This is a genomic window from Caballeronia sp. 11_S32 (genome assembly GCF_056930355.1).
The window spans coordinates 433,474-446,704 of record NZ_JBXOWH010000005.1 but is presented as its reverse complement, the minus strand read 5'-3'; the positions used below and the strand labels follow the sequence as shown (position 1 = coordinate 446,704).

Genomic DNA, 13,231 nt, shown 5'->3' with positions numbered 1-13,231 from the left:
GAAATTCATCGGCACGCGCCTGACCGGAAGGCATTCGGTCATTCAATCGATGTCGCGCTCATAAGCGACAACACTTGCTTCAATCGTGCCGGGATCGCCCTTGCGCTAGCGCTTTCTCGCATCGACCGTCGCTCTCGCGATGCTTCGGATGCCGGATGTGATCCGGGCACATATCGTGCTATCGCACGTGGCGCGCGACGCGTTCAGATTTTTCAGACGAACAGGCGGAGTCCATACATGCTCAAAGAGAAACAGAGACACACTCGCTGGATGACCGCCGCAGTCTCGGCGGCTGCAGTCCTATTGGTTGCCGCTTGCGGCGGCGGATCAGGCAGCGATTCGAGTTCGCCCGCGGCGAGCAGCACCCCCGCATCCGGCGCAAGCACCCCCGCCGCGACGCCCGCATCGGGCGCAAGCACACCCGCTGCGAACACCACGCCAACGCTCGCGGCAGCGACAGCCGTCGTGGACGGCACGACGCTCGGGACGGCGCAATGGAGCGATGGCTCGACGTCCACCGGCGGCGCTGGCCAGGCGGTCGGCAGCCTCAATTGTACGGTTGCTGGCAGCAAATACAGCTATGCGCATTTGTCGGTGTATCAGAACGGCAAGCAGCTTGCGTTGCCGGCGAACATTGGCAGCGTGGCGCCGACCATGGCGCTGCAGACGGGCTGCGTCTATCCGGTCCACACCGTCGATGCGTCGGGCAAGATCCGCATGGACGTGACGTCGAACGCGTCGTACACGCTTGGCCAGTTCTTCGCCGTGTGGGGGCAGCCGCTCAGCCCGACCAACGTGGCGGGCCTCACGGGGCCCGTGACTGCCTGGGTGAATACCGGCGGCACGCTCACGAAGTACACCGGCGATCTCGCGAGCCTCGTGCTGCCGCAGCATGGCGAAGTGACGCTCGTGGTCGGAACGCCGCCTGCCCAGATTGCGACGTACGCGTGGACCGACCCGCCTCCCTTTACATCGACCGTTACCACGCTCAGCTTTGGCGGCGTCGTGGGCACGCCGTTCTTTGCGAACGGCAACACGGCGAGCGGCGGCACCGGATCGCCAGTGGACGGCCTGATCTGCGCGGCGGGCATGGCCGAGACCTTCCACGTGCACGCGCATGTCGCGATCTTCAAGGACGGCCAATGGCTCGCGTTCCCGTCGAACGTCGGCATCTTGCCTCAATGCAACTACGAGATGCATACGCACGACAACACCGGCATCATCCATATCGAAACCCCGAATGTGAAGCCGTTCACGCTCGGCCAGGTCTTCGATGTCTGGGGTCAGCCGCTCTCGAGCACGAATGTCGCGGGCATCACGGGCAACATAGTGGTCTATATCAACGATAACGGCGATGTCCGACGGTACACGGGCGACCCGCGTAACATCCCGCTGACTTCGCTGCGGGACATCACGTTCCAGATCGGCACGCCGCTCACGACGCTTCCGACCTATTCGTGGTACGAGCCGAAGTAAGAGATAGAACGCCGCGGTGCGAACCGCGGCGTTCGCTCATTCTTATCGGCGACTCGAAGCCGGATTAGTTCGGCGGGCGCTCTCGAAGCGCCCGTATGCCCTTCGAGCGGACGAACGACGGCGGTGCAGGGCACTCGGGCAGTAGTGCAAGCCTTGCCTACTGGACCATTGCACTCAAGGCGGAACTGCTTCTGGCCAGCGTTCGCATCGCGCGCCTACTTCAATCCGCCGACGATACGCTCCATTTCTTCTTCGCCGAACGCGCGCATCGTCGTCGTGCGGACATTGCCGAGCGCGGCGGCCGCGAGGCCGAGGCGAGTCGCGGTTTCGTCGTCGGGCGAATCGATCGATACGACCAGGTCGTATCCGCCGAGCGTCCAATGCATCGCGCCGACGGTCACGCCCATCGCCTTGCCCGTTTCGCGAAATGCGCGCGCCCGGTTGATCGTATCCTTAGCGGTTCGCACGCCCTGATCCGTCCAATTAAGCAGCATGATGTAAGTGGCCATGTCTGTCCTCTTCAAGCGAAAGTGAGGGACCGCGCGCGCACCGCGACGGCGTCCACCAGGAGACGCGCATGCGGCACGACGCACACCGTTTTCTATGCGTGCATAAAGAGGCAAAGAGAAAAGAAGACAAGGCGGCAATCGCGCAGGGAGATCAGCGCTTACGACAAGGAAGGCCGCAGATTGATATCGCCCGGTTTCACGCTGACCGCGAGATCGATTGGTCTGCGAGCGGTGGACACAGTCGGGCTGACCGCCTGAAAAGTATAGTCGACACTACGCGTCGGAAAGAGCAGATTGGGCATGCGGATATCCGAAGCCACGATCTTCATTCGCGTCTTGGCGATCAGGTGCATGAAGAGCCGTCTCAAGTTCCAGCAACTCCTTGATCGCGCGCCGATGCCGGGTTCAATGGTCGACAGAAACCGTACCTTCGGAGAAGGGGCGGTGTCAGAACGGACTCTCGCATTGCGATTGCGCGCCCCCAAACGCAAAAACCCCACCTTTATGGGGTGGGGTTTTTGTTGCAGCATGAGGAGCCTGACGATTACCTACTTTCACACGGGTGATCCGCACTATCATCGGCGTGGAGTCGTTTCACGGTCCTGTTCGGGATGGGAAGGGGTGGTACCGACTCGCTATGGTCATCAGGCATGACTTGTTGCTGTGTCGCGGGTTCGCGCTACAGCCAATCTGGGAAGAAGTAGAAGTGTTTGGGCAGTGACTGCGGGCACAGGCGTCACTCAACCAGCGTTCCCCTGCGGGGACTTGTCCCAGTCAGCGCTAAAGCGCTAACTTGAGACTGACGCAAACACACTGGTTATAGGATCAAGCCTTACGGGCAATTAGTATCAGTTAGCTCAATGCATTACTGCACTTACACACCTGACCTATCAACGTCCTGGTCTGGAACGACCCTTCAAGGGGCTCGAAGCCCCGGGGATATCTCATCTTAAGGCGAGTTTCCCGCTTAGATGCTTTCAGCGGTTATCTCTTCCGAACATAGCTACCCGGCGATGCGACTGGCGTCACAACCGGTACACCAGAGGTTCGTCCACTCCGGTCCTCTCGTACTAGGAGCAGCCCCCTTCAAATATCCAACGCCCACGGCAGATAGGGACCAAACTGTCTCACGACGTTTTAAACCCAGCTCACGTACCTCTTTAAATGGCGAACAGCCATACCCTTGGGACCGGCTACAGCCCCAGGATGAGATGAGCCGACATCGAGGTGCCAAACACCGCCGTCGATATGAACTCTTGGGCGGTATCAGCCTGTTATCCCCAGAGTACCTTTTATCCGTTGAGCGATGGCCCTTCCATACAGAACCACCGGATCACTATGACCTGCTTTCGCACCTGCTCGACTTGTCGGTCTCGCAGTTAAGCACGCTTATGCCATTGCACTATCAGCACGATTTCCGACCGTACCTAGCGTACCTTCGTACTCCTCCGTTACACTTTGGGAGGAGACCGCCCCAGTCAAACTGCCTACCATGCACTGTCCCCGACCCGGATCACGGGCCAAGGTTAGAACCTCAAACAAACCAGGGTGGTATTTCAAGGACGGCTCCACCAAGACTAGCGTCCTGGCTTCATAGCCTCCCACCTATCCTACACAGATCGGTTCAAAGTCCAATGCAAAGCTACAGTAAAGGTTCATGGGGTCTTTCCGTCTAGCCGCGGGGAGATTGCATCATCACAAACACTTCAACTTCGCTGAGTCTCGGGAGGAGACAGTGTGGCCATCGTTACGCCATTCGTGCAGGTCGGAACTTACCCGACAAGGAATTTCGCTACCTTAGGACCGTTATAGTTACGGCCGCCGTTTACCGGGACTTCAATCAAGAGCTTGCACCCCATCATTTAATCTTCCGGCACCGGGCAGGCGTCACACCCTATACGTCCACTTTCGTGTTTGCAGAGTGCTGTGTTTTTATTAAACAGTCGCAGCCACCAGTTTATTGCAACCCTTTCACCCTCCTGGCGCAGGCCAGTCAAGCTACAAGGGCGTACCTTATCCCGAAGTTACGGTACCAATTTGCCGAGTTCCTTCTCCCGAGTTCTCTCAAGCGCCTTAGAATACTCATCTCGCCCACCTGTGTCGGTTTGCGGTACGGTCATCATTAGACTGAAGCTTAGAGGCTTTTCTTGGAACCACTTCCAATTGCTTCGCTTCCGAAGAAGCTCGCGCCACACCCTTGAATTACGTGCCCGGATTTGCCTAAGCACCTTCTCCAATGCAGCGACCGGGACTTCCAACACCCGGACAACCTTCCGCGATCCGTCCCCCCATCGCATCTAACAATGGTGCAGGAATATTGACCTGCTTCCCATCAGCTACGCATTTCTGCCTCGCCTTAGGGGCCGACTCACCCTACGCCGATGAACGTTGCGTAGGAAACCTTGGGCTTACGGCGAGGGGGCTTTTCACCCCCTTTATCGCTACTCATGTCAGCATTCGCACTTCCGATACCTCCAGCATGCCTTTCGACACACCTTCGCAGGCTTACGGAACGCTCTCCTACCACACACGTATCTTTCAACGTGCATCCGCAGCTTCGGTGACTGGCTTGAGCCCCGTTACATCTTCCGCGCAGGACGACTCGATCAGTGAGCTATTACGCTTTCTTTAAAGGGTGGCTGCTTCTAAGCCAACCTCCTGACTGTTTTAGCCTTCCCACTTCGTTTCCCACTTAGCCAATCTTTGGGACCTTAGCTGGCGGTCTGGGTTGTTTCCCTCTTGACACCGGACGTTAGCACCCGATGTCTGTCTCCCGTGATTGCACTCTTCGGTATTCGGAGTTTGCTATGGCGTAGTAATCCGCAATGGACCCCACAACCATGACAGTGCTCTACCCCCGAAGGTGATACACGAGGCACTACCTAAATAGTTTTCGGAGAGAACCAGCTATTTCCAAGTTTGTTTAGCCTTTCACCCCTATCCACAGCTCATCCCCTAACTTTTCAACGTTAGTGGGTTCGGTCCTCCAGTACGTGTTACCGCACCTTCAACCTGGCCATGGATAGATCACTTGGTTTCGGGTCTACGCCCAGCAACTGATCGCCCTATTCGGACTCGCTTTCGCTACGCCTGCCTTAATCAGTTAAGCTCGCTACTGAACGTAAGTCGCTGACCCATTATACAAAAGGTACGCCGTCACCCCTTACGAGGCTCCGACTGTTTGTATGCATGCGGTTTCAGGATCTATTTCACTCCCCTCCCGGGGTTCTTTTCGCCTTTCCCTCACGGTACTGGTTCACTATCGGTCGATCACGAGTATTTAGCCTTGGAGGATGGTCCCCCCATCTTCAGACAGGATTTCACGTGTCCCGCCCTACTTGTCGTACCCCTAGTTCTTTCATACTGTTTTCGCTTACAGGGCTATCACCTGCTATGGCCGCACTTTCCAGAGCGTTCAGCTAACAATACAAATAAAGAGTACAGGCTGCTCCCATTTCGCTCGCCACTACTTTGGGAATCTCGGTTGATTTCTGTTCCTGCGGTTACTTAGATGTTTCAGTTCACCGCGTTCGCTCCACATGACCTATGTATTCAGTCATGGGTACTCCATTAGGAGTGGGTTTCCCCATTCGGACATTTGTGGATCAAAGCTCGTTTGCCAGCTCCCCACAACTTTTCGCAGGCTACCGCGTCCTTCATCGCCTGTGATCGCCAAGGCATCCACCACATGCACTTGTTCGCTTGACCCTATAACGAGTGTGTCTGCTTGCGCGTCTTCACCACGTCATAGGCTGAGTATTCGCGTTGTGCCGTATTCCAAGTCATCATTAAGATCACTTTTCATACTTGATACAATCACTACCCTGAATCGTTAATCACGCCCATCTCTAAGCGCTTTCGCGATTCTCTTTACTACTTCTTCCAGATTGTTAAAGAACGTTTAGCCGATAGGTGCACTTCTATACCTACAGCATCAACTGGCTTCAATCGCCAATGCAAAGTGCTTCACGAAACACTGTGCATTGAGGATTGGTGGAGGATGACGGGATCGAACCGACGACCCCCTGCTTGCAAAGCAGGTGCTCTCCCAGCTGAGCTAATCCCCCGTGTATGCCTGACTTCGACTCTGTCTCTCATCAGCACGCCCCGGGTGGTGGGTCTGGTTGGATTCGAACCAACGACCCCCGCCTTATCAAGACGGTGCTCTAACCGACTGAGCTACAGACCCTTAGCCTGTCTTAACCACAGCCGATAAGCGTGAGCACTTGATAGTGTCGTGCGAAGCTCGAGAAAGGAGGTGATCCAGCCGCACCTTCCGATACGGCTACCTTGTTACGACTTCACCCCAGTCATGAATCCCACCGTGGTAAGCGCCCTCCTTGCGGTTAGGCTACCTACTTCTGGTGAAACCCACTCCCATGGTGTGACGGGCGGTGTGTACAAGACCCGGGAACGTATTCACCGCGGCATGCTGATCCGCGATTACTAGCGATTCCAGCTTCACGCAGTCGAGTTGCAGACTGCGATCCGGACTACGATCGGTTTTCTGGGATTGGCTCCACCTCGCGGCTTGGCAACCCTCTGTTCCGACCATTGTATGACGTGTGAAGCCCTACCCATAAGGGCCATGAGGACTTGACGTCATCCCCACCTTCCTCCGGTTTGTCACCGGCAGTCTCCTTAGAGTGCTCTTGCGTAGCAACTAAGGACAAGGGTTGCGCTCGTTGCGGGACTTAACCCAACATCTCACGACACGAGCTGACGACAGCCATGCAGCACCTGTGCGCCGGTTCTCTTTCGAGCACGTCCACCTCTCAGCAGACTTCCGACCATGTCAAGGGTAGGTAAGGTTTTTCGCGTTGCATCGAATTAATCCACATCATCCACCGCTTGTGCGGGTCCCCGTCAATTCCTTTGAGTTTTAATCTTGCGACCGTACTCCCCAGGCGGTCAACTTCACGCGTTAGCTACGTTACTAAGGAAATGAATCCCCAACAACTAGTTGACATCGTTTAGGGCGTGGACTACCAGGGTATCTAATCCTGTTTGCTCCCCACGCTTTCGTGCATGAGCGTCAGTATTGGCCCAGGGGGCTGCCTTCGCCATCGGTATTCCTCCACATCTCTACGCATTTCACTGCTACACGTGGAATTCTACCCCCCTCTGCCATACTCAAAGCCTGCCAGTCACCAATGCAGTTCCCAGGTTAAGCCCGGGGATTTCACATCGGTCTTAACAGACCGCCTGCGCACGCTTTACGCCCAGTAATTCCGATTAACGCTCGCACCCTACGTATTACCGCGGCTGCTGGCACGTAGTTAGCCGGTGCTTATTCTTCCGGTACCGTCATCCTCCACCGATATTAGCGGCGAAGTTTTCTTTCCGGACAAAAGTGCTTTACAACCCGAAGGCCTTCTTCACACACGCGGCATTGCTGGATCAGGGTTGCCCCCATTGTCCAAAATTCCCCACTGCTGCCTCCCGTAGGAGTCTGGGCCGTGTCTCAGTCCCAGTGTGGCTGGTCGTCCTCTCAGACCAGCTACAGATCGTCGCCTTGGTAGGCCTTTACCCCACCAACTAGCTAATCTGCCATCGGCCGCCCCTATAGCGCGAGGTCCGAAGATCCCCCGCTTTCTCCCTTAGGTCGTATGCGGTATTAATCCGGCTTTCGCCGGGCTATCCCCCACTACAGGACACGTTCCGATGTATTACTCACCCGTTCGCCACTCGCCACCAGGGTTGCCCCCGTGCTGCCGTTCGACTTGCATGTGTAAGGCATGCCGCCAGCGTTCAATCTGAGCCAGGATCAAACTCTTCAGTTCAAACCTGTTACTGTTTTCGGGTTCCATGAACCCGGTCGCTCACTCAACGTACTGACGATGATTAATCTGTCAAAAGACAGAAAAACCTTCCTCTGATACTTCGTGTGAGACTCTTGATTACTTTTGCTATTGCCGGGATTCCGAAGAACCTCAGCCGCACTCGCCATCAAGCGCCCACACTTATCGGCTGTTAGTTTTTAAAGAGCATTGCGCAGTTATTTGCTTCGCGAGTTACTTGTTTCGCTTGCTTTCTTGCGCGCCGTCATTCAACGGGAGGCGAATTATGCGGGGCTATTTCAGTGGCGTCAAGCGTCTTTTTCAAATTGTTTTTCGTGCCAGATTGCGACGGTCCTCGAGCCAAATGAAACCAAATGAAACCGGAGGACACCGGAGGCGAATCGATCGAGATTGGGACGAGGTCCGCCTCGGGAAACGCGAGCTCAAGTCGGAGCACCATCCGTGCTGCGCGGTCGATCGAAAAGCACCAGCATCAGACACGCGTAGAGCGTGACCGCGAGAAAAAGCCCCATGCGCACCGCAAACGCCGTGTAGACGTCCTTGCCCATCACGCTGTCCTGCACCGACTGGCCCAGCAGGATGATCATCGTGACGAGGCTGTTGACCCAGAAGCCCGGCGAGTACCGCGTCGGATCGATGCCGTAGAGCTTGCGTCCGACGAGCAGGCCGAACAGCAACATCCACAGGAAGAACATCCACAGGTCCACGGCGAGTCTGAGCGCAAACCAGAACGCGATCGCGAGCAGGCCACCGAAGAGCGTGGAGCCGATGAGCTCGCGCGCCGCACTGCGCGCCGTTGCGGTGCAACTCTGTCTGCCGAGGCTGACAGATTTCATGATGATCGGCATATAGCTCGTCGGGTCGGTCATGGCGAGCAGATACGCTGGCATGACGACGAGCGCGGCACGAAGCGCAATGTACATCGCGCGATCGGCGGACATGACGCGCGCGGCGGCTTGCGGTCGCGCACTGACGGTTTCGGGAAATAGGCAGTGGGTCAGTGCCGAGATCAGCACGGCCAGCAACAGACCCTTAACGAGCGCGCCGACCACGGTGACGGCCACCTGGAAGTCCGCGGTGCCCGCTGCGGAGATCATCGTGAGCCCCGCCACCAGAAAGGTCGCGACGAGATTGTTCCCGCCGCGCAGTCCGTAGCGAAACGCGAGAAAGAGCAAGAGAGCGACGAGCATCACGCCGGCGAACGCGTAATGCCGAAGCAGCGGGACGAGCAGAAGGCCGCTGCCGGTGGTAAACATCACGACGAGCCCGAGCATCACGCCTGCCTTAAACGACAACGGCCGATTTTGCGTCGCGAGCAGAAAGACGGCGAACACCGGCGCGATCACGGGAATCGAAAGATCCAGCGCAAAACTGATCGCGAGGCACGACGCTGTTCCAGTGGCTATGCGCAGCGCGCGTCGGCCGGGAAGCTGGAGCCTCTTTTCCATGGCCGTCTTCAGTAGACGTAGGAGACCCAGCTCATCACGCGCAGGAACACGCGGCCGAGCGGATTGAGCGGATTGCCCTGACTCGGGAACGCCATCACCTCGGCCTGGCCGCCCACGCGGATGTTGCTGAGACGCGCACGCTCATTCGCGTCGAACTCGACGATCACCGGAAAGCGCTGCGCCGGACGCAGCCAGTCGCGGCTGTTCTGCACGGATGGCAAGCTGCCGGGCGGCGCGCTTTGCCCGACGCTCACGCCATACCCGATGCTGCGCACACGCCCTTCGAAGACCTCGCCCGGCAACGCATCCAGCGCAATGGCAACGCGTGTGCCGGGCTTGAGACGGCCCAGGTTGTTCTCGGTCATGTCCGCGCTGATCCAGACATCGCGGATCGCGATCAGCGTCATGACCGCCTTGCCCGCCGCCGCGAACTGCCCGACTTCCGTGCCGAGATCCGTGATGACACCGCCCGTGCGCGCCTTGATACGCGTGTTGGCCAGATCGAGTTCGGCCTTTTCGAGCGCGGCGGCGGCGCTGCGCAACTGGGCGTTCTCCGCTTCGATACCGCCTTGCTGCTCGCGTGCGCGCTCCACTTCCGCGCGCGCCGCCGCGACCTGGCTTTGGGCCTGCTCATAGGTCGCGCGCGCCACCTCGAGACGCCGCAGTGAAATCGTGCCCTCGTCCTCGCGATAGAGCCGCTCGAGCCGTTCGCTGTCCTGCCGCGCCTTGAGTTCGTTCGCGATCGCCGCGCGCAGCGACGCGCGCGCCGAATCGATGCCGGCCGTGCTCGCGCCGACCTGTCGGCGCATGGTTTCGAGCTCGGCCCGCGCCCGGTCGGCGGCAATGCGATATTGCTCGCTATCGATTTCGAAGAGCACTTCGCCAGCGTTGACCTCCTGGTTGTTATGGACGAACACGCGCGTCACGCGGCCGGATATTTCCGCGACGACGGGCACGACATATGCCTGCACGCGCGCCTGTTGCGTGTAAGGCGTGAACCGGTCCGCAAGCAGGTACCAGATCAGGCTCACGGCGATCAGAACGACGACCCACTTGACCGCCCTGCCCGACGGATCGCCGGCCGGCTCAGGCGGCGACGGCGGCGCCTGCGGCGATGGCGTCTGTGCCGGCGCGGCCTGGGTCGGCCCGGAGGTTTCGCTCATCGGGACGCTCCTTCGGATGACGCGTCCGCGGCCCGCGGCGCGCTGACCTCATTCAGCAGGTCGCCCCAGTCGGTGCGTTGCTGCATCTGCTGGCGCGTCGCGGCATCGACGAGCGGCTGCCGCGTGTACCAGCCGCCGCCCAGCGCCTTGTAAAGCGCGATCAGGCTGCTTACCGCATTGCGGCGGTTGACGACATACGCGTCCTGCTGCGCGAACAGCGCGCGCTGTGCATCGAGCACGCGCTGGAAGTCCGAATACCCTTCCCGGTAGATCGTGCTGGCGAGCGTCAGCGACCGTCGCGCGGCCCCTTGAGCGTCGTTCAGGATGCTGTCGCGCCGCAATGCGGCGAACAGCGCGGTGGCGGCATCATCGGCTTCGCGCGCGGCTTCGCGCACCGTGTTCTGGTAGGCAACCGTCAACTGCTGGAGCCGGGCGTCCTGGACACGCACGTTGTTCGTGATCCTCCCGTGATCGAAGACATTCCAGACGACGCTCGGGCCGACTGCCACCGCGAGCGTGTTCGGCGATCCGGTGAGCGAGCTCGCGCTCCAGCCGAGGGTGCCGAGCAGCGACACGGACGGGTAGAAATCAGCTTCCGCCACACCGATCAGCGCCGACTGCGCGGCCATCTGATATTCGGCGGCGAGCACGTCGGGGCGCCGCAACAGCAGCTCGGCGGGCACGTCCTGCAGCACCGCCCGGTCCACGAGCGGAATCACGCCTTCCTTGCCGGTCGACGCGTCGAGTTCCGGCAGCGGGCCGGGCGGACGTCCCATCAGCACGGACAGCGCGTGCCGCGCAAGGACGATCTGGCTCTCGAGATCAGGGATGCTGCTCAGCGTGCCGAGATACTGCGTCTTCGCCTGCTGGAGGTCCAGTTCATCTGTCTCGCCGGCCTTGAAGAGCTTTTGCGCGATGTCATAGCTGCGCTTTTGCAACTGGGCGTTCTCGCGCGCGATGCGCAGGCGCGCCTCGGCGGTGCGCAGCGCGAAGTACGTATCGGCAACCTGCGCGTGCAACAGTACCAGCGCGGCATCGCGATTCGCCTGCGCGGCGAAGAACGCGGCATCGGCGGACTCGATCGCGCGGGCGAAGCGCCCCCAGAAGTCGAGCTCCCATCCGACGACGAAACCCGCGCCGTACTGCAGATAAACGCCTGAGCGAGTATTGAACCCATCCGAGCGCTTGCGCGCCGAGGCAAGCACCTCGGCGCTCGCCTGCTGCACTTGAGGGTATTGTCCCGCGAGCGCGATGCCGAGTTGCGCGCGCGCTTCGATCACACGCAGCCCGGCGATCTGCAGGTTGCCATTGCCGGCATCGGCCTGCGCGATCAGGCGCCCGACGGTCTCGTCACCGAAAACCGTCCACCATTCCCGCACATCGGGCTGCGCTGCCTGGCGGGTGACCTGCTCGAGCGTCGCGCTGCTCCAGTGCTCACTCCAGCTTTCGCGTTGCGGATGGAAATCGGGGCCCACGCGCATGCAGGCGCTCAGGAATCCCGCAACGCAAACCACGATGCCGCCTGCCCGGAGCAGAAGTGTCATCCCGCATGGGCGCATTGAAGGCGACATCGGCGTCGTCTGCGCAGGGCTCGTCAACTCTGCTTCTGCATTTTCGACGGATCGGATTCCGGCTGGTCTTTCACCCAACGCCAGAACAGCTTGTAAGCCACCGCGAGCATCACGGGTCCGATGAACAGGCCGATCACTCCGCCCGTGACCATGCCGCCGAGCGCGCCGATCAGCACCACGGGCATCGGCACCGCGACGCCGCGCCCCAGCAACAGCGGCTTGAGCACGTTATCGGCCAGACCCGCGACGAAAACATAGATGGAAAACACGATCGTCGCCGTGCTGACGCCGCTCGTCACGATGACGAAGATGATCACCGGGACCGTGATCAATGTGGCCGGCAACTGCATGATCCCGATGAGCAGCACCGCAAGCGCCAGCAGACCCGCGCCGGGAATGCCCATGACGACGAACGCGATGCCGATCAGCAGCATCTGGATGAACGCGATGCCGACCACGCCCTGCGCCACGGCGCGGATCGTGGCCGTGCACAGATCGGCGATCTGCTGGCCATTCTCGGGCCCGGAGATTCGCGAGGCGATCTGCACCGCGCTGTGATAACCCTTCTCGCCGTGCGCCATGAAGATACCCGCGACGATCAGGGCGAGGAAGAACACGAGCAGCCCGGCGCCCAGACCGGTGACCGTGCCGAGCACCGCGAGGCCGGCTTGCTTGAGCTGGGGAGCGAACTTCTGCGCGAGGCCCGTTATGTCCGTGGACGCCTGAGCCCAGAAGTCGTACACCCGCTGCCCCACCAAAGGCCACGAGGTTATCGATTCCGCCGGCGGCGGTATCTGGAAGCTGCCGCTCTTGAAGACGGCCATCCCGCGCTCGATCGATTGAGCCACCGCGACACCGAGCAGATATGTCGGCACGAGAATGACGACAAAAGCAACGAGGATGATCAGCGTGGCGATCAGGCCATCCTTGCCTGCGCGCGAGCCGCGGAGCCGGACCTGAAGCGGATATAACGTGACCGCAAGGATCAGCGCCCAGACCATCAGGTCGAGGAACGGGACGAAAACGCGGAAACAGAAGACGGCCAGAACGGCAACGAGCCCGGCGCGAATCAGGACGTCGAGCAGTTCCCTGGAGAGGGTGCGTTCGGTGATCGGCGATAGCATCTCATGCCTCCTCGCAGCTTGCCGCAAGGCTATCCGGACGGCAAACCAGATAACGTGTTCGCCTGTCCAAGTCTAGGACGGGCAGCACCACTTCTCAAACAGCCGGACGAACGACATCGGCAGTCATCGCCTCGACAAT

The 13,231-nt window shown here is 59.6% G+C and carries 7 protein-coding genes, 2 tRNA genes and 3 rRNA genes; 1 reads left to right on the top strand and 11 read right to left on the bottom strand.

Annotated elements, in window-relative coordinates; genetic code table 11:
• Nucleotides 1-237 precede the first annotated feature (237 nt).
• Complete coding sequence (locus AC1Z32_RS36700) at nt 238-1,476, top strand: hypothetical protein (protein WP_483483764.1); 1,239 nt, start codon at nt 238-240, stop codon at nt 1,474-1,476.
• Nucleotides 1,477-1,691: 215 nt separating this feature from the next.
• On the opposite strand, the gene AC1Z32_RS36695 is transcribed toward AC1Z32_RS36700, so the two are convergent.
• From AC1Z32_RS36695 to AC1Z32_RS36645, 11 genes are all read right to left on the bottom strand, one after another.
• Nucleotides 1,692-1,985: a GYD domain-containing protein gene (locus AC1Z32_RS36695; protein WP_483483763.1), complete on the bottom strand. Its 294-nt coding sequence runs from the start codon at nt 1,983-1,985 to the stop codon at nt 1,692-1,694.
• A 158-nt stretch (nt 1,986-2,143) separates the two neighbouring features.
• Nucleotides 2,144-2,338 carry a hypothetical protein gene (locus AC1Z32_RS36690; RefSeq protein WP_483483762.1) on the bottom strand — a complete coding sequence of 65 codons (195 nt, stop codon included), beginning with the start codon at nt 2,336-2,338 and terminating at the stop codon, nt 2,144-2,146.
• A gap of 182 nt (nt 2,339-2,520) precedes the next feature.
• Nucleotides 2,521-2,634: ribosomal RNA gene (rrf, locus tag AC1Z32_RS36685) — 5S ribosomal RNA — on the bottom strand.
• Nucleotides 2,635-2,806: 172 nt separating this feature from the next.
• Nucleotides 2,807-5,693 (bottom strand): 23S ribosomal RNA (locus AC1Z32_RS36680).
• Nucleotides 5,694-5,976: 283 nt separating this feature from the next.
• Nucleotides 5,977-6,052 (bottom strand) — tRNA-Ala (locus tag AC1Z32_RS36675).
• Between the two features lie 45 nt (nt 6,053-6,097).
• Nucleotides 6,098-6,174, bottom strand: a tRNA-Ile gene (locus AC1Z32_RS36670).
• A gap of 62 nt (nt 6,175-6,236) precedes the next feature.
• Nucleotides 6,237-7,768: ribosomal RNA gene (locus AC1Z32_RS36665) — 16S ribosomal RNA — on the bottom strand.
• The 16S, 23S and 5S rRNA genes sit together here with 2 tRNA genes alongside, the layout of an rRNA operon.
• Before the next feature lie 440 nt (nt 7,769-8,208).
• The gene (locus tag AC1Z32_RS36660; protein WP_483483761.1) at nt 8,209-9,234 is read right to left on the bottom strand and encodes a DUF2955 domain-containing protein; all 1,026 of its coding nucleotides are present in this window, start codon (nt 9,232-9,234) and stop codon (nt 8,209-8,211) included.
• Between the two features lie 8 nt (nt 9,235-9,242).
• Nucleotides 9,243-10,397 (bottom strand): HlyD family secretion protein, encoded by a 1,155-nt coding sequence (locus tag AC1Z32_RS36655; protein ID WP_483483760.1) that lies wholly within the window; start codon nt 10,395-10,397, stop codon nt 9,243-9,245.
• On the bottom strand, nt 10,394-11,968 hold the full coding sequence (locus AC1Z32_RS36650) for an efflux transporter outer membrane subunit (protein WP_483483759.1): 1,575 nt from the start codon (nt 11,966-11,968) through the stop codon (nt 10,394-10,396). Before AC1Z32_RS36650 ends, AC1Z32_RS36655 begins: the two co-directional genes overlap by 4 nt.
• Before the next feature lie 23 nt (nt 11,969-11,991).
• A complete protein-coding gene (locus AC1Z32_RS36645) occupies nt 11,992-13,092 on the bottom strand; it encodes an AI-2E family transporter (protein ID WP_483483758.1) in 1,101 nt (366 codons plus the stop codon).
• Between the last annotated feature and the right edge of the window lie 139 nt (nt 13,093-13,231).